The sequence below is a fragment of the Kitasatospora sp. NBC_01266 genome, from assembly GCF_036242395.1.
In the GTDB taxonomy this organism is placed as follows: domain Bacteria; phylum Actinomycetota; class Actinomycetes; order Streptomycetales; family Streptomycetaceae; genus Kitasatospora.
Genome location: NZ_CP108458.1, coordinates 6,169,808 through 6,186,698 on the forward strand (window position 1 = coordinate 6,169,808; position 16,891 = coordinate 6,186,698).

Annotated in this window: 14 protein-coding genes and 1 riboswitch; of the genes, 5 read left to right on the top strand and 9 right to left on the bottom strand. The window is 75.4% G+C overall.

The window, feature by feature from the left end:
* Positions 1-68 precede the first annotated feature (68 nt).
* Complete coding sequence (gene glnII, locus OG403_RS26765; RefSeq protein WP_329568652.1) at positions 69-1,091, top strand: glutamine synthetase; 1,023 nt, start codon at positions 69-71, stop codon at positions 1,089-1,091.
* Between the two features lie 58 nt (positions 1,092-1,149).
* Here the strand turns inward: glnII and cobC are convergent, their stop codons facing one another.
* Together cobC and OG403_RS26775 are read right to left on the bottom strand one after the other, a co-directional pair.
* Entirely contained in the window at positions 1,150-2,574 is a 1,425-nt protein-coding gene (gene cobC / locus OG403_RS26770) for an Rv2231c family pyridoxal phosphate-dependent protein CobC (protein ID WP_329568654.1), read from the bottom strand.
* Between the two features lie 96 nt (positions 2,575-2,670).
* Positions 2,671-3,177 (bottom strand): MarR family winged helix-turn-helix transcriptional regulator, encoded by a 507-nt coding sequence (locus OG403_RS26775; RefSeq protein WP_329568656.1) that lies wholly within the window; start codon positions 3,175-3,177, stop codon positions 2,671-2,673.
* A 47-nt stretch (positions 3,178-3,224) separates the two neighbouring features.
* Between OG403_RS26775 and OG403_RS26780 the strand changes: the two genes are divergently transcribed.
* A complete protein-coding gene (locus tag OG403_RS26780) occupies positions 3,225-4,016 on the top strand; it encodes an SDR family NAD(P)-dependent oxidoreductase (RefSeq protein ID WP_329568658.1) in 792 nt (263 codons plus the stop codon).
* Positions 4,017-4,019: 3 nt separating this feature from the next.
* Here the strand turns inward: OG403_RS26780 and OG403_RS26785 are convergent, their stop codons facing one another.
* The 7 genes from OG403_RS26785 to OG403_RS26815 all read right to left on the bottom strand — a co-directional run bounded on the left by OG403_RS26785 (position 4,020) and on the right by OG403_RS26815 (position 12,770).
* On the bottom strand, positions 4,020-5,492 hold the full coding sequence (locus OG403_RS26785; protein WP_329568660.1) for a phosphatidylinositol-specific phospholipase C domain-containing protein: 1,473 nt from the start codon (positions 5,490-5,492) through the stop codon (positions 4,020-4,022).
* Positions 5,493-5,590: 98 nt separating this feature from the next.
* On the bottom strand, positions 5,591-6,148 hold the full coding sequence (locus OG403_RS26790) for a Uma2 family endonuclease (protein WP_329568662.1): 558 nt from the start codon (positions 6,146-6,148) through the stop codon (positions 5,591-5,593).
* A 44-nt stretch (positions 6,149-6,192) separates the two neighbouring features.
* Entirely contained in the window at positions 6,193-7,551 is a 1,359-nt protein-coding gene (locus OG403_RS26795; RefSeq protein WP_329568664.1) for a cobyrinate a,c-diamide synthase, read from the bottom strand.
* Positions 7,552-7,563: 12 nt separating this feature from the next.
* Positions 7,564-8,160, bottom strand: a complete 597-nt coding sequence (gene cobO / locus OG403_RS26800; protein WP_329568666.1) for a cob(I)yrinic acid a,c-diamide adenosyltransferase — start codon at positions 8,158-8,160, stop codon at positions 7,564-7,566.
* A 4-nt stretch (positions 8,161-8,164) separates the two neighbouring features.
* Complete coding sequence (locus OG403_RS26805) at positions 8,165-10,261, bottom strand: putative cobaltochelatase (protein ID WP_329572580.1); 2,097 nt, start codon at positions 10,259-10,261, stop codon at positions 8,165-8,167.
* Between the two features lie 35 nt (positions 10,262-10,296).
* Complete coding sequence (locus tag OG403_RS26810; protein ID WP_329568668.1) at positions 10,297-11,817, bottom strand: cobyric acid synthase; 1,521 nt, start codon at positions 11,815-11,817, stop codon at positions 10,297-10,299.
* On the bottom strand, positions 11,814-12,770 hold the full coding sequence (locus tag OG403_RS26815; RefSeq protein WP_329568670.1) for a cobalamin biosynthesis protein: 957 nt from the start codon (positions 12,768-12,770) through the stop codon (positions 11,814-11,816). The genes OG403_RS26810 and OG403_RS26815 overlap by 4 nt, the downstream gene beginning before the upstream one ends.
* 54 nt (positions 12,771-12,824) lie before the next feature.
* Positions 12,825-12,959: riboswitch (cobalamin riboswitch) on the bottom strand.
* A gap of 148 nt (positions 12,960-13,107) precedes the next feature.
* On the opposite strand from OG403_RS26815, the gene OG403_RS26820 reads away from it, so the two are divergent.
* The 3 genes from OG403_RS26820 to OG403_RS26830 all read left to right on the top strand — a co-directional run bounded on the left by OG403_RS26820 (position 13,108) and on the right by OG403_RS26830 (position 16,831).
* Positions 13,108-13,830, top strand: a complete 723-nt coding sequence (locus OG403_RS26820) for a helix-turn-helix domain-containing protein (RefSeq protein WP_329568672.1) — start codon at positions 13,108-13,110, stop codon at positions 13,828-13,830.
* Positions 13,831-13,995: 165 nt separating this feature from the next.
* The gene (locus tag OG403_RS26825) at positions 13,996-15,123 is read left to right on the top strand and encodes an alpha/beta hydrolase (protein ID WP_329568674.1); all 1,128 of its coding nucleotides are present in this window, start codon (positions 13,996-13,998) and stop codon (positions 15,121-15,123) included.
* Between the two features lie 202 nt (positions 15,124-15,325).
* Complete coding sequence (locus tag OG403_RS26830) at positions 15,326-16,831, top strand: hypothetical protein (RefSeq protein ID WP_442910992.1); 1,506 nt, start codon at positions 15,326-15,328, stop codon at positions 16,829-16,831.
* Positions 16,832-16,891 lie beyond the last annotated feature (60 nt).

Below are 16,891 nucleotides of genomic sequence, written 5' to 3' on the forward strand. Positions count from 1 at the left end.
GAACAGCGGGGAAATGGCGGCTTGCAACGCTACGCACGCACCCACCGAGACATTGCGAGGTAACCGCCGTGGCTATCAAGGCCGAGTACATCTGGATCGACGGCACCAAGCCGACCGCCAAGCTCCGTTCCAAGACTCGGATCCTGGCCAACGCCGACACGCTGCCGACCTGGGGCTTCGACGGTTCCTCGACCAACCAGGCCGAGGGCCACGCCTCGGACCGGGTGCTCGTGCCGGTCGCCTCCTTCCCGGACCCGATCCGCGGCGGGGACAACATCCTGGTGCTGTGCGAGGTCAACGAGATCGACGGCACCCCGCACCCCTCCAACACCCGTGCGCTGCTGCGCCCGATCGCCGAGCGCTTCGCCGCGCAGGAGGCGATCTTCGGGATCGAGCAGGAGTACACCTTCTTCAAGGGCTCGCGTCCGCTGGGCTTCCCCGAGGGCGGCTTCCCGGCCCCGCAGGGCGGCTACTACTGCGGTATCGGTGCCGAGGAGGTCTTCGGTCGCGAGATCGTCGAGCTGCACCTGGACCGCTGCCTGATCGCGGGCCTGGCGATCTGCGGCATCAACGCCGAGGTCATGCCCGGCCAGTGGGAGTTCCAGATCGGCCCGGTCGACGCGCTGACCGTCTCCGACCACCTGTGGGTGGCCCGCTACCTGCTCTACCGCACCGCCGAGGAGTTCGGCATCGACGCCACCCTGGACGCCAAGCCGGTGCGCGGCGACTGGAACGGCGCGGGCGCCCACACCAACTTCTCCACCAAGGCGATGCGCGAGAACTACGACGCCATCATCACCGCCTGCGAGTCGCTCGGCGCCAGCCAGGAGATCGTGCTGGAGCACGTCAACCAGTACGGTGACGACATCCAGGCCCGCCTGACCGGCAAGCACGAGACCGCCCCGTGGAACGTCTACTCCTACGGCGTCTCCGACCGCGGCGCCTCGGTGCGTATCCCGTGGCAGGTCGAGGTCGACAAGAAGGGCTACATCGAGGACCGGCGTCCCAACGCCAACATCGACCCGTACGTGGTCACCCGCCTGCTGGTGAACACCTGCTGCTCCGCGCTGGAGAAGGCCGACCTGGTCTGATCGCCTGCTGAGCCCTCGCTGCCCGTCCACCCTCGCAGGGTGGGCGGGCAGCGGTCTGTCAGGCGGTCTCCTCGAGAGCGGCGTGCTCCAGGGCCTCGACGAACGCGTCCGTCGTCGCCCGGTCCCGCACCGCCAGCCGCAGCCAGTCGGTGCCCAGCCCGGGGAAGGTGTCGCCACGGCGCACCGCGAAGCCAGCCGCGCGCAGCCGGGCCCGCACCCGGTCGGCGCCGGCCAGTTCGATCAGCACGAAGGAGGCGGCCGGCTCGCCGTGCACCCGCACCCCGGGGAGCCGGGCCAGCCGCGCCAGCAAGTGCGCGCGGTCCTCGGCGAGTTGCCGGGCCGCCGCCTCGGCCTCGGCCAACGCGGGCCCGGCGCTGCACAGTTCGGCGGCGGTCAGGCCCAAGGAGGAGACCGGCCAGAGTGGTTGGGCCCGGGTCAGCGCGGCGACCAGCGCGGCCGGAGCCAGCAGGTAGCCGATCCGCAGGCCGGCCAGCCCCCAGGTCTTCGTCAGGCTGCGCAACACCACCACCTGGCCCGGGAGTCCGGACAGCCCGGCGAGTGACTCGGGCTCGCCGGGGACGGTGTCCATGAACGCCTCGTCGACCACCAGGGTGCGCCCGGGGCGGGCCAGCGCGGTCAGCGCGGCGGCGGGGTGCAGGATCGAGGTCGGGTTGGTCGGGTTGCCGATCACCACCAGGTCCGCCTCCTCGGGGACCGCCCCGGCGGTCAGCCGGAAGCCGTCGGCGGCGCTGAGCAGCACCCGGTGCACCGCGACCCCGGCATCGCTCAGCGCGGCCTCGGGCTCGGTGAACTGCGGGTGCACCACCACCGCGTGGCGCGGGCGCAGGGTGCGGGCCAGCAGCACGAAGGCCTCGGCCGCCCCGGCGGTCAGCAGCACCTCGGCCACCGGCCGGCCGTGCCGGGCGGCGACGGCGGTGCGGGCGGCGCTCTGCTCGGGGTAGGCGGCCAACTCGCCGAGGGCGGTGGCCAGTGCCTCGCGCAGCCAGTCGGGCGGGGTGCCGGTGCGCACGTTCACCGCGAGGTCGACCAGGCCGGCGGCCCGGACCTCCGCGTCGCCGTGGTGCCGCAGGTCCGGCTCGGCGGCGGGCAGGGTGGCGACCGCCACCGTCGACCGGGCCGACTTCCGCTTCCCGACCAGGAGTTCACCGCCGCCGAGCAGCGCGGCGGCCTCCGCCACGCTCGCCGTCCCGGTGGCCGCCAGGACCACCTGTGAGGGCTCCGGCACGGCTACCGAGGCCAACTCGCCCGCCGGATGGCCGATCAGCGGCACCCCCAACGCCCGCGCCGCCCCGAGCAGTCCGGGCTCGGTGGCGCGCTGCTCCACGGTGGCCAGCCGGCGCACGGCCGCCGTCGCCAGCCCGGCCTCGGCCAGCGCGGCGCCGATCAGGTCGAGCACCTCGCCCTCGGTCACCCCAGCGCTCGCCCCGACGCCGACCAGCACGCCGTCCTCAGTCCCGCTCACCTGTGCGTTTCTCCTTTTGCGCCCCGGATTTCGCGCGCCGGATTTCGCGCCCCGGAATCATGTCACGGGCAGTGCGGCAGCCACCCGCGCCATCCGCTACGGCCGGGGCAGGGCGGCCAGCAGCTTGGCCAGCAGCCGGGCCAGCTCGGCCTGTTCCGGGCCGTCCAGGGCCGCGTCGACCAGGCCCTGCTCGTGCCGCAGCAGGTCGCCCACCGCCGCCTCGACCGCCGCATGCCCGGCCCCGGTCAGCTCCACCGCGACCGCCCGGCTGCCCGGCTCGGCGGGCAGCCGGCGGACCTGGCCGGCCCGTTCGGCCCGGTCCACCCGCTGGGTGACGGCGCCCGCGGTGATCAGCGAGCGGGCGGCCAGCTCGCGCGTGGTGAGGCGGTAGGGCGCACCGGCCCGGCGCAGCGTGCTGAGCAGGTCGAGGGTGGCGTCGTCCATCGCCACCCGGGTCAGGGTGCGCCGCCGGTCGTCGGTGAGCAGCTTGGCGGCCTGCCGGATCCGGGTCAGGACCGGGATCGAACCGACCGGCAGGTCCGGCTGCTCACGCTGCCAGGCCCGCGCGATCGCGGCGGCGAGGTCGTCCTCGGGATCGGTCATGGTGCTAGTGTGCCAGCAACGTTTAGGTCTAAACGAGGGGGCATCGCATGATGCGACAGATCGTCGTCAGCGGGGGCGGGACCGGGATCGGGCGGGCGGTCGCCGCCGCCTTCGCCGAGCAGGGCGAGCAGGTGGTGATCACCGGGCGCCGCAAGGACGTGCTGGAGCGGACCGCCGCGGAGCTCGGGCCCGCCGTGCGCCCGGTCGCCTTCGACGCCGCCGACCCGGCGCAGGTCACCGCCGCGCTGGCCGAACTCCCGGACCAGGTCCACGTCCTGGTCAACAACGCCGGCGGCAACACCGACCTCGGCGCCGCGCCGGCCGAGGTCGCCGAGAACGCCGAGGCCGCTGGGGCCGCTGAGGCCGCTGAGGACACCGAGGACCCGGCCGGCCTGGCCGCGCTGGCCGCCGCCTGGCAGGCCAACCTCAACGCCAACCTGCTCTCCGCCGTGCTGCTCACCAGCGCGCTGCGCGAGCGGCTGCGCCCCGGCGGCACCGTGATCAACCTCAGCTCGATCGCCGCCCACCGCGGCGGCTCCGGCTCCTACGGCGCCGCCAAGGCCGCCGTCGAGGCCTGGAACCTCACGCTGGCCCAGCAGCTCGGCCCCGAGGGGATCACCGCCAACGTGATCGCCCCCGGGTACATCGAGGACACCGAGTTCTTCGGTGCGGGCATCTCGCCCGAGCGTCGCGCCTGGAACATCGCGAACGCCCTCAACCGCCGCGCCGGTACCCCCGCCGACATCGCCGGCACGGCGCTCTACCTGGCCTCGCCCGCCGCCGGGCACCTGACCGGCCAGACGCTGCACCTCAACGGGGGTACCCTCAGCGGGCGTTGACGGCTACGGCAGTGCCCAGCGCTGCGCGGCGGTCCCGTTGCAGGACCAGAGCTGCAGGCGGGTGCCGTCCGTTGCGCTGGATGACGGATCGTCAAGGCAGAGCCCCGACTGCCCGCTCACCAGCGCGCCGCCCGAACTCGCCGTCCACTGCTGGTTCGCGCCGCCGTTGCAGGGCCACAGCTCGACCAGGGTGCCCGGGCTGGTGGCCGCGCCGGTGACGTCCAGGCACTGGCCGTTGATCCGCAGCGTGCCGTCGGTGGCCGGGCGCCACTGCTGGGCGGCGCTGCCGTTGCAGCTGTACAGGTCGACCGCCGCGCCGTTGGCGCTCGAGTCGCCGTAGTCGTCCAGGCACTTGCTCGCGATGCCCGAACTCACCTGCCCGGTCTGCCAGATGCCCGGGTTGCGGTCGATCAGGCCGGCGATCACCGCCCACCCGGGGAAGTCCATCCGCAGCAGGCCGGTCTTCCCCGGGCCGGCCGCGTTCAGGTAGTCGAGCAGGTGCTGGTTCTCGCCCTCGCCACCGAGGTAGCCGCCCGCCATGTCGGCCGGATCCGCGCCGAACGGAGCGCAGTTGGACGAGGTGTAGGTGACGTACAGGGCGCCGGACTGGTCGGCGGCGGCGTTCGCCAGGTTGCCCTGCGCCTCGCTCCACTTCTTGCCGAGGTCGCACTGGGTCCAGTCGTTCTCCACCGTGCTGCCGGTGTTGCCACTGGTCAGCTGGGTCAGCCCGAAGCCCGGGTAGATCTCGCCGTCGGGGCCGGTGAAGTCGGTCAGCACGATGTGACCGCGCACCTGGCCGAGCGTCGGTACGGCGGCGGTGCTGCCGCCGGTGACCGTGGGCGCGTAGAACAGCCCCGGGTAGCGGGCCAGGTAGCCGTCGAAGATGTTGATCCGGTCGGCCTCAGTGGTGTTCGACGGGTCGTCGGCGCAGTGGCCGATCGAGGTCGTGCCGCTGCCGCCCTCGGTGGTGTCCGCGTCGCACTCGCCGTGCAGGTCCATCATGATCGTCTCGCTGGGGTGCGCGCTCAGGAAGGCCTGGGCGTGCGTCAGCACATCGTCGAAGTTGGCGTTCTGGTACACGTCGGTGTGGTGGATGGCGAACGCGCCGCTGATCACCCGCACCCGGATGTCGATGGCGCGGATCCCCGCGTCCAACTGCGCGGTGAGGGTGGCGGCGCTGTCGCCGTGGTCCTCCTGCGCCTCGTAGGCCCAGGGCGCGAGCCCGCCGTGGATGGCCAGGGTGTCATGGGTGCCGGGGATGGACATGGCGCCCAGACCGGTGCCGTCCGGCACCTGGGCCATCCAGTCCGGGTGGCTCTGCCCGGTCAGGCTGTTGAAGGCGTCCGAGGACGAGGTCGGCTGCGCGGAGGCGGGCACGGGCGCCGCCAGCAGCGCGCCGGTCGCGGCGGCCAACGTGGCGGCGACGGCAACGGCGGCCCTGGCGGCGCGCGGCGGGAGTAAGACGGGGAAGCGCACGGGGGTCCTCCTGGGTGGGGGAGCGGGGACGATCGCACGGCCGATGGCGGACGGTCGTGCGATTCTCCGCCCTGCGCCCCGCAGGCGGAAGGCCGCCTTCAGTCGGCGTAGGGTGTCAGGCCGGCCAGGTCCAGCTCGAAGCCGAACGGCTCCGGGATCCGGATGCGGTCGCCGAACTTCCGGTCGCTGCGGGTGTGGTACTCGTCGTGGTCGGGCTCGGAGAAGAGCGTCACCGTCTGCTGGCGCGGGTCGATGATGAGATACAGCGGGATGCGCATCAGCGCGTAGTCCCGCGGCTTGTCCATCCAGTCGTTTCCCGGGTTCGATTTCGAGACGACTTCGACCGCGATGATCGCTTCGTCGGCCGGCACGCTGTTGCCCTCCCGTGCGAGCACGATGACCGGGAGGTACGTCAGGTCCGGGGTCCGCTCCATACTCATGTCCGGGCCGGCGAGCGCGCTGTTGTTGCTGAACAGGTAGCCCGCCGGTGCGTGCTGTTCGAACTGGCGCTGGACGAGTCCGATGTTCAGCTGGTGGATGCTGGACGGCGCGGCCTGCACGATCAGGGCGTCGCCGGACCACTCGATCCGGACGCCTTCGGGGGCGGTTCGCCGCAGTTCCTCGACGAACTCGCGGTGCTGCTCGTAGAAGCTCACGGTGTCCTCCAAGGGGTGCCCTGCCACCGTACGGCAGTCGGCCGTCAGCGCCCGGCCGCCGCCTCGGTGAACCGCTGCGCCAAACCCGGCGCCCCCGCCCAGTGCAGGTGCAGGTAGCTCGCGTGCACGTTGCCCGTCACGAAGCCCTCGGTGTGCGCGGCGCCGGTCGGGGTGCGCCAGCCCCAGGCGGGGGTGGGGGCGGCGGCCGGGTCGCAGTTGGTGCGGTGGAACTCGTGGCCGCGCACCCGGGTGCCGGTCGCCGCCAGCGGGCTGTCGTGCAGCGCGACGGCCTCGCGGTAGCCCAGGGTGAGGCGTTCGGTCATCCGGGCGGTGGTGTCGAGCACCCCGCACATCGGGCGGCCGTCCAACTCGCGCCCCAGGTAGAGCAGTCCGGCGCACTCGGCGGCGATCGGGGCGCCGGTGGCGGCGAGTTCGGCGATCGCGGCGCGCAGCGGGGCGTTCTCGCTCAGCTCGGCGCCGTAGACCTCCGGAAAGCCGCCGCCGATCACCAGGCCTGACGCACCATCAGGAAGAGAGCTGTCGTGCAGCGGGTCGAACGGGAGGACCTCGGCGCCGGCGGCGGTGAGCAGTTCGGCGTTCTCGGCGTACGAGAAGGAGAACGCGGCGCCGGCGGCCAGCGCGATCCGGGGGCGGGAGGGCACGGCGGCGACCTCGGCGGCCGGATCCCAGGGCGCGGCCGTCAGCGGCGGGGCCGAGCGGGCCAGCGCCAGCACCGCGTCCAGGTCCACCGAGGCGGCGATCAGCTCGCCCATGTCGGCGACCGCCCGCACGGCCTGCGCCGAACGCTCCACCACCGGCACCAGGCCCAGGTGGCGCGAGGGCGTGGCGACCGAGGCGGTGCGCCGCACCGCGCCCAGCACCGGCACGCCCGCGCCCTCCTCCAGCGCCTCGCGCAGCAGCTGCTCGTGCCGGTCGGAGGCGACCCGGTTGAGGATCACCCCGGCCAGGCGCACCTGCGGATCCCAGGAGGCGAAGCCGTGCACCAGCGCGGCCACCGAGCGCGACTGCGAGGAGCCGTCCACCACCAGCACCACCGGCGCGCGCAGCAGCTTGGCCACATGCGCGGTGGAGGCCAGCTCGCCCCGCCCGGAGGCCCCGTCGAACATCCCCATCACACCCTCGACCACCGCCAGGTCGGCTCCGGCGGCGCCGTGCCGCAGCAGCGGCTCGATCCGCTCGGGTCCGCACATGAAGGCGTCCAGGTTGCGTCCGGGCCGGCCGGTGGCCAGGCCGTGGTAGCCCGGGTCGATGTAGTCCGGGCCGACCTTGTGCGGGGATACCTTCAGGCCGCGCGCGGTGAGCGCGGCCATCAGGCCGGTGGCGACGGTGGTCTTGCCCGCGCCCGAGGAGGGCGCGGCGATCACCAGGCGGGGCAGCTGCATGAGTTCAGGCGCCTACCACTCGATCCCGCGCTGGCCCTTGCGGCCGGCGTCCATGGGGTGCTTCACCTTGGTCATCTCGGTGACCAGATCGGCGAGTTCGAGCAGCGGCTCGGGCGCGTACCGGCCGGTGATCACCACGTGCTGCGAGCCGGGACGCTCCCGCAGCACCTCGACCACCTCGGCGACGTCCACCCAGCCCCAGTGCATGGGGTAGGTGAACTCGTCCAGCACGTACAGCCGGTAGGTCTCGGCGGCCAGGTCGCGCTTGACCTGCTGCCAACCCTCCTTGGCGGCCTCCTCGCTGGACTCCAGATCCCGCTGCACCCAGGACCAGCCCTCGCCCATCTTGTGCCAGGTGACGCTGCCACCCTCGCCGGAGGCGCCCAGCACCTTGAGCGCGTTCTCCTCGCCCACCTTCCACTTGGCGGACTTGACGAACTGGAACACCCCGATCGGCCAACCCTGGTTCCAGGCCCGCAGCGCCAGCCCGAAGGCGGCCGTGGACTTGCCCTTGCCGGGGCCGGTGTGCACGGCGGTGATCGGCTGGGTGCGGCGCTGACGGGTCGTCAGACCGTCGTCGGGGACGGACTCGGGCTTACCCTGCGGCATCGGGTCACGCTGCCTTTCGCGTAGCGGTGGAACGGTGGGCGTGCACCAGGGCGGCCACGCCCTCGGCGCGGAGTTCGTCCAGGGTGACGGTGGTGGCGCGCAGTTGGGCGGCCAGGGTGCGGGCCAGGCCGAGCCGCACCGGGCCCGACTCGCAGTCCAGCACCACGGCGGCGGTGCCCTGCGCGGCCAGCAGCGCGGCGGCCTGCCCGGCCTCGGCCAGCGCGCCGCGCCCGCCGGTGGCCCGCCCGTCGGTGACCAGCACCAGCAGCGGGCGGCGCAGCGGGTCGCGCAGCCGCTCCAGGCGCAGCACCTCGTGCGCCCGCAGCAGGCCCGCCGCCAGCGGCGTGCGGCCACCGGTGGGCAACTGCTCCAGGCGGGCCGCGCCGACCTCGACCGAGGAGGTGGGCGGCAGCGCCAGCTCGGCGCCCGCGCCCCGGAAGGTGATCATGCCGATCTTGTCCCGGCGCTGGTAGGCGTCCATCAGCAGCGACAGCACCGCGCCCTTGACGGCGGTCATCCGCTGCCGGGCCGCCATCGAGCCGGAGGCGTCGACCACGAAGAGCACCAGGTTGGACTCCCGGCCCCGGCGCACCTGCTCGCGGAAGTCGTCGGTGCGCAGCTGCAGCGCCCGCCCGCTGCGGCCCCGGGCCAGCTGGTGCGGAGCGGCGGCCTGCAGGGTGGCGGACAGGTGCAGCCGGCTCAGCCGGCCCTGCGGGCGGCGCGACCTGATGGTGTGTCCGCCGTCGGTCTCGGCGGGGGAGCGGCGGCCCTGGGTGCCCTGACCGGTGCCGGGCACCTTGAAGAGCCGGGTCCGGTAGGGCTCCCCGGCCGCCACGGGGGCGGACTCGCGGGCGGGCGCACCGCCGGGCCGGGGCAGCTGCGGCGGGGCGCTGTCGGCAGGGGAGGCCTCAGCGGGCGCGTCCCCGGCGGGCGCGTCCTGGCCGGCGCCGGAGCCGGCGGGCTCGGCCGGGTCGGACGGCTCAGGAGCGCCGCCACCGCCGCCACCGCCACCGCCGTCACCGTCCGGGTCGTCCTGCGGGCCGCCGTCGCCGCCACCGTCCGGACCCTCGTCCTCGGGCTGCTCGGCGTGCTCGCTCAGCGTCCGCTCCAGCTGCTCCTCGTCCAGCCCCGGCGCGTCGAACGGGTTGCGCCGCCGCCGGTGCGGCAGCGCCAGGCGCGCGGCCTGCCGCACGTCCTCCTCGCCCACCGCGGTGCGCCCGTCCCAGGCGGCCAGCGCGACCGCCGTACGCGCCATCACGATGTCCGCGCGCAGCCCGTCCACCTCGAAGGCCGCGCAGACGGCGGTGATCTGACGCAGCGCCGCATCCCCCAGCAGCACCGACGGCAGCAGCGCCCGCGCGGTGGTGATCCGCTCGGCCAGCGCCCGCTCGTCGGCCTGGTACGCCGTCGCGAAGCCGGCCGGGTCCGCGTCGTAGGCCAGCCGCCGCCGCACCACCTCGGCCCGCTCCGCCGGGTCCCGGGTGGCCGCGATCTCCACCGTCAGCCCGAACCGGTCCAGCAGCTGCGGCCGCAGCTCGCCCTCCTCCGGGTTCATCGTCCCGACCAGCAGGAAGCGCGCCGCGTGCCGCACCGACACACCCTCGCGCTCCACGTAGGAGCGCCCCATCGCCGCCGCGTCCAGCAGCAGGTCGACCACGTGGTCCTGGAGCAGGTTGACCTCGTCGATGTAGAGCACGCCCCGGTGCGCCTGGGCCAGCAGGCCGGGCTCGTAGGCCTTGACGCCCTCGGCCAGCGCCCGCTCCAGGTCCAGCGAACCGACGATCCGGTCCTCGGTCACCCCGACCGGCAGCTCGACCAGGCGCGCCGCCCGGTCCACCGAGGGAACACCGGCTTGCGGCCCGGCAGCCTGCGACCCGGCGGTGTGGGACCCGGCGGTGTGCGGCCCATCCGGGCACTGCGGATCCGGCGCGCCCGGGTCGCAGGCGAACCGGCACCCCTCGACCACCGTGATCGAGGGCAGCAGCCCGGCCAGCGCGCGCACCATGGTCGACTTCGCGGTGCCCTTCTCGCCGCGCACCAGCACCCCGCCGACGGCCGGCGAGACCGCGTTGAGCAGCAGACCGAGCCGCAGGTCCGCCATCCCGACGATCGCGGTGAACGGGTATCGGACGTCACTCACAGGCTCTCCTCCATAGCGCGCGCCGCAGGCGCTCCCGGCGGCACGAACGGCAGCCCGCCGTCCACCCCGCCCTCGATCAGCCGCCACAGCGCGTCCGTGTCGGCGTGCTCCTCGATCAGGTCCCCGAGCCGGTCCAGCCGCTCCTCGCGGGCGGCGGCGAACGAGGTGTCGGGCGCCGGGACGAAGGCCCGCCCCGCCACCGCCGCCACCTCGCGCAGGAACGCCCGGCGGAAGCCGTCGTTCTCCAGCGCCCCGTGCCAGGTGGTGCCCCAGACCGCGCCCTCGCGGCAGCCGTCGAGGAAGGCATTGCCGCCCTCCACGGCCACCACCCCGTGGTGGATCTCGTAGCCCACGACCCGCTCGCCGTAGGCCTCGCCGACCGGTCGGCCGAGCACCTTCTCGCGCCCGAACTCCACCGAGGTGGGCAGCAGCCCGAGCCCGGCCACCGCGCCCGCGCCGGACTCGACGGCGTCCACGATCCGCCGCCCCAGCATCTGGTAGCCGCCGCAGATCCCGAGCACCGGGCGCCCGGCCGCCGCCCGCTCGCGCAGCGGCTGCTCCAGACCGCGCTCGCGCAGCCAGGCCAGGTCGGCGACGGTCGCCCGGGTGCCGGGCAGCACCACCAGGTCGGCGTCGGCCAGCTCCTCGGGCCGGGTGGCCCAGCGGACCAGCACCCCGGGCTCCTGGGCCAGCGCGTCCAGGTCGGTGAAGTTGGAGAGCCGGGGCAGCCGCAGCACGGCCACCCGCAGCACGTCGGCGCCGAACGGCCCCGCCGAGCAGCGGTCCACCACCGCACCCAGGTCCAGCGAGTCCTCGGCGTCCAGCCACAGGCCGGGCAGCATCGGCAGGGTGCCGAGCACCGGACGCCCGGTCAGCTCGTGCAGCATGTCCAGGCCGGGCCCGAGCAGCCGCGCGTCGCCCCGGAACTTGTTCACCAGCCAGCCCGCCACCAGCCGCTGGTCCTCGGGCGAGAGCAGGGCCAGGGTGCCGAACATCGCGGCGAAGACCCCGCCGCGGTCGATGTCGCCGACCACCACCACCGGCAGCTCGGCGGCCCGCGCCAGGCCCATGTTGGCGATGTCGCGATCACGCAGGTTGATCTCGGCGGGCGAGCCGGCCCCCTCGCAGATCACCACGTCGAACCGGCGGCGCAGGTCGGCCAGGCACTCCAGCGAGCGCTCCAGCAGGTAGGGCTTGCGCTCGCGGTAGTCCAGCGCGCCGACCTCCGCGACCGCCCGGCCCAGCAGCACCACCTGGCTGCGGCCGTCCGCACCGGGCTTGAGCAGCACCGGGTTCATCGCGGCCTCCGGCTCCACCCGGGCCGCCTGCGCCTGCATCACCTGGGCCCGGCCGATCTCCGCGCCGTCCAGGGTGACCATCGAGTTGAGCGACATGTTCTGCGCCTTGAACGGGGCCACCTTGACGCCCCGGCGGACCAGCCAGCGGCAGATCCCGGCGGTCACCACGCTCTTCCCGGCGTCCGAGGTGGTGCCCGCCACCAGCAGCGCGTTGCTCATATCCGTCCCCTCCGCAGTACCGCGGCGCGCAGTGCCACCGTGGTCCCCAACGCCAGCAGCCCGACCCGGCGCGACAGCCGGCAGGCCCGTTCGATGTCCGCCGCCGCCACCGGGCGCAGCTCGGCGCCCAGCACCGGGCGGTGCTCTTCGCGGGTGCCGTAGCGCAGCGTCCCGCCCAGCCGCACGCCGAGCGCGCCCGCGAAGGCCGACTCGGCCTGCCCGGCGTTCGGGCTCGGGTGCGCGCCGCCGTCGCGCCGCCAGACGCGCCAGGCGGTGCTCGGCCGCTCGGCCGCCGCCACCGTGAGCAGCGCGGTCAGCCGGGCGCCGGGCCAGCCGGCCACGTCGTCCAGGCGGGCCGCCGCCCAGCCGAACCGGCGGTACTTCGGCGACTTGTGGCCGACCATCGCGTCCAGCGTGTTGACGGCGCGAAAGCCGAGCAGGCCCGGCGCGCCCGCGAGCGCGCCCCAGACCAGGGCGTTGACCACGGCGTCGGCGGTGTTCTCGGCCACCGACTCGACCACGGCGCGGGCGATCTGCTGCTCGTCCAGCGCGCTCGGGTCGCGACCGCACAGGTGCGGCAGGCGCCGCCGGGCGGCGGCCAGGTCACCGGCCGTCAGCGCGGCGCCGATGGTGCGCGCCTCGCGGGTGAGCGAGCTGCCGCCGAGCACGGTCCAGGTGGCGGCGGCGGTGAGCGCCGCGCCGTCCCGGCGGTCCGGGTGCAGCGCCCGGCCCAGCACCGCCGCGCCGCCCGCCACCGCACCCACGCACAGGGCGGTGTGCAGCGCCCCGGCGCCCCGGTGGTCGCGCCAGAGCGCGCGTTCGAGCAAGGTGGCCGCGCGGCCGAAGGCGGCCACCGGGTGGCCGCGCCGAGGGTCGCCGAACCGGGCGTCGGCCGCGTAGCCGGCCACGGCGCCCAGGGCGTACGGAAGCGCGCGGTGGAAAACCCCCGCCATGTGTCGTGTGTCCTCACTCAGGGTCCGCGCCCTGGATCGACGTACCGGCGGCGAGAGTCTCCTGGCTCCCGGGTGGCTGACACACACCCGGGCCTTCCAACAACCCTGTGGCGGGCCGCCGTGACCGTACGTCGGGCGTGCTCCCCGGTGACAGTGGCGGGACCGCGCCGGATTCGCACCGGCTTCCTCTCCTTGCCTCCGTTTGGCCCGAGGATCCCATCACGCCTGTCAAGGGGGAGTCAACCAGGTGGATCGCCAACGGCCCTCGGCGGCCCACCACCCGACTTCGTGCGTTCGGCGGCTGCGGCCGCGCCCGTCCCGCCCCTAGCGTCGGCGCATGCGAAGAAGCCGGCCACCGGCCCCCACCCCGGTCCCGTTCTCCCCGCAGGCCGCTCGCGCGCACCGCGAGGCCCTCGGCCTGACCGCCGAGCAGGTGACCAAGGCGCTGGCCGCGCACGGCGTGCGCCTGCTGCCCACCCATGTGACCGGCTGGGAGAGCGGCGAACTGCGCCCCGACGAGACGGAACTGATCGCGCTGGCCCGGGTGCTGTGGTGTCCGGCGGACCAGCTGATGGGCGCGGCGCCCGGCACGCTGCGCGACTTCCGGGTGGCCCGCGAGCTGTCCCGGGAGCAGGCCGCGAACCGGATCGGGGTGGGCCTGCGCAGCTACACCGACGCCGAGTCGACCGGGCGCTGGAGCTGGGACGAGGAGTGCAGCGCCGCGCTGGCCGAGGTGCTCGGGCTGACCCTGCGCGACCTGGTCCGGGTCCGGGGCGCCGGCCCCGAGCTGGAGCAGCGGCTGCGCCAGTGCGTGGACGGGCGCTGGCGGGCCCAGCTGGCGGCGATCGGCGCGCTGGTCCCGGTGCCCCGGCAGACCCTGGGCACGGTGCTGGCGGGGCTGTGCGGCGAGTACCAGGTGCCCTCGCACTGGGGCGCGGGCAGCTGGGGTGCCGCGCCCGCGGCCGAGCCGGGACCGCGCCCACCGGAGCCCGAGCAGGCGCCGGTCGACCGGTTCTGGAGCCTGCTGGCCGGCCGGGACACCGGCGGCCTGCCGGTCTGAGCAGCCCGGCCCGGTCGGCTCCCCTGCCGGTCTGAGCAGCCCGGCCCGGTCGGCTCCCCTGCCGCTTCCGCCGAGCCCGGACGGCGGCGTTGCGGTGGCCGCGCCGCACGGCTCGCGGTGGACTGGAAAGGCCGTGTCAGCGCCGCCACCACTCCAGGGAGAGCCATGCGTTGGGGAACCGCCGTCGCCGCAGCCACCGCCGTCGCCGCCGGAGCGGGCCTGGCCGCCCTGCTGATCGGGCGCCGGGTCTCCGACCTGAGCCTGCGCCCCGACCCCGCCGAGGACGGTGAGCTCAGGGGCGAGCCCGTGCTGCGGGTGCACGAGGTCGACACCCGGGAGGTCACCCTGACCCGGACCGTGGCCGCCGCCCGGCGCGGCCGCTACGCGCTGGACTGGCCCGGCGGCCACGCGGTGGTCGGCGAGGTCCTGCGCACCGGCCAGCAGACCGTCACCCGCCGCCTGGAGCTGACCGCCGGCGGCCCGCTGACGGCGGGCACCGAGGTCGAGCTGAGCCCCCGGGTGCTGCGCGGCGACCCGGGCTCGGCCTGCGGCCTGGACTACATGGACGTGCTGGTCGACGGCGAACTCGGCGCGCTGCCCGCCTGGTACGTCCCGGCGGTGCGCGGCACCTGGGTGATCGCGGTGCACGGGCGGCTGGCCGACCGCCGCCAGGCGCTGCCGGCGCTCCCGGTGCTGCGCCGGCTCAACCTGCCCGCGCTGGTGGTCAGCTACCGGGGCGACCAGGGCGCGCCGCCCTCGCCGGACGGGATCGGGCACTTCGGCGAGACCGAGTGGCACGACGTCGAGGCGGCGATCCGGTTCGCCAAGGAGGCCGGCGCCGGGCGGATCGTGCTCTACGGCTGGTCGGTCGGCGCCGCCACCGTGCTGCGCACCGCCGCCGAGTCGCACTACCGCGACCAGTTGGCCGGGCTGATCCTGGACTCGCCGGTGCTCGACTGGTCGGCCTCGGTGCGCGGGGTCGCGGCGCGGGCCGGGCTGCCGGGCGCGCTGGCCGGGCGGCTGGGCTCGCTGGCCGCCGAGGGCCGCACCGGCGTGGACCCGGCCGACTTCGCCCGGCTCGCGGACGGCGCCGAGCTGGACGTCCCGACCCTGCTGCTGCACAGCCCCCAGGACACGGTGGCCCCGTTCGCCGCCGCCCGCCGGCTGGCCGACCTCCGCCCGGACCTGGTGAGCCTGCGCGGCATCCCCGACGCCGGGCACGCGGCGCTGTGGAACGCCGACCCGCGCGGCTACGAGGAGGCGCTGCGCCGCTTCCTCACCCCGCTGCTCTGAACCCGCCCCGGTAGGGCGCTTTCGGTCACCTCTTGACCACGGTCCGTGGCCCCCACTAATGTCGTGCACAGGTCACCGGGCCTCCGCTGGGCCCGGTTTGGCCGTTCTTGCCCCGAGTCGGTCACCTTGGCCACCCCAATTCGCCGAAGACGCGCCGAACTCGATGTGACAGAAGCCCCGTACACGGGGAAGACTGCACGGCGTGACGTCTCGGAATCCGCGCGACCGTGATGCCCCGCTCCCGCCGACCACGGGTACCGGCGCGACGGTGACCCGTCTACCCGGTACGACCCGCCGCGCCGACGCCGCGCAGCCGGGCCGCCCCGCCCCCGCCCGTCGACGCACCCCCAAGCCGGCCCCGGGACGCGGTCGCGTCCCGCTGCCCGACGGCTTCCCCGGACCCGCCCAGCTGGCCCCGCCGGCCCGCCGGATGCTCGCCGACGCGGTCCGCATCGCGCGCTGGGCCGGCGAGCTGGCGGCCGTCGACAAGCGCGGCGAACTCCTCCCCGAGGACGCCCGCGCGGCCGGCCGCGCACTCGCCATGACGGTCGGCGCCGCCGCCAAGGCCTGGGGCCAGGCGCTGCTGGTCGGCCTGGTCGAGCCCCGCGACGGCGGCGCGGCCCCAGGCTGGCGGCTGCACGCCTGGGAGCACGACGACGAGGCCGTGCTGCGCGGCTGGTCCGCGCTCTTCGACGCCTGGACGCTGCTCGCCCCCGTGCCGCCCGCAGCCCTGCGCGGGGTCTTCGCGGTGCTGGCCGGCCAGGCCGTCGACCAGGCGCCGCAGCTGCTCTCCTTCCTGCACCTGGTGGACGGCCCGGTCGCCGAGAGCGAGCTGATGGAACTGCTCCGCCGCGGCCTGGACGAGCGCCGGCACGGCTCCGGTACGGGCTTCGCGACCCTGTCGCCGGTCCCGCACGCGGCCTCCGCCGTCTCGGCCGTGCGCGGGACCTGCCGCGAGCCGCAGATCGACACCCCGCCCGCGCCCTCGGACATCGCCGCCGTGCTGGACTGGATGCTCGACGGCCTGGCCGCCGTCGGAGCCGTGGTCCGCGCGGACGCCGCCGCCGAGCTCTCGCCGCTCGGCCACTGGGCGGTGCGCGCCAAGCTGGAGGACATCTGCACGGTCGCGCAGACCGAGGCAGGGCACATCGAGCAGAGCGCCCTCGAACTGCTCGACGCCTGCGCCAACTACTCGCCCGGCCCGGCCCGCGCCGAGTACCGGGCCTGGGTCGCCGCCCGCCCGGTCGACCGCGCGGTCGCCGAACTCCTGGAGGCCGCACAGGGCGAGGACGCGCTGCTGCGCGGGCTCGCCTTCGAGGCGCTGCGGGTGGCCGGCGGCACCGCCGAGCAAGCGGTGCGGGCGGCCGTCGACAACCCGGTGCTGCGCCCCTACGCCCTGCTCTGGCTGGCCGAGCAGTCGGACGAGGGCGGCGTGGTCCCGTCCGACGTGCTGAGCGCCGAGGACGCCGCCTGGCTCTGGGTGGACACCGCCGCCGCCGTGCTGGACCACGGCGAGACCGAACTGCTGGTCGGCCACGTCGAGGGCGCCTGCGCCGGCGACCCGGTCCGCCTCTTCGCCCGCGCCCGCCAGTCCGGCCACGCCCGCGCCGCCTCCGTGCTCACCGCGGTGGCCGGCGTGCACCCCGACCCGGCGGTCGCGCGGGCGGCCCGCCGCTCGGCGTTCAGCGTGCACACCGGCGGGGCCTGACGGGCCCCCAACAGCCGCCAGAACGCCGGTGGCCCCCAGATCCTGGGATCTGGGGGCCAC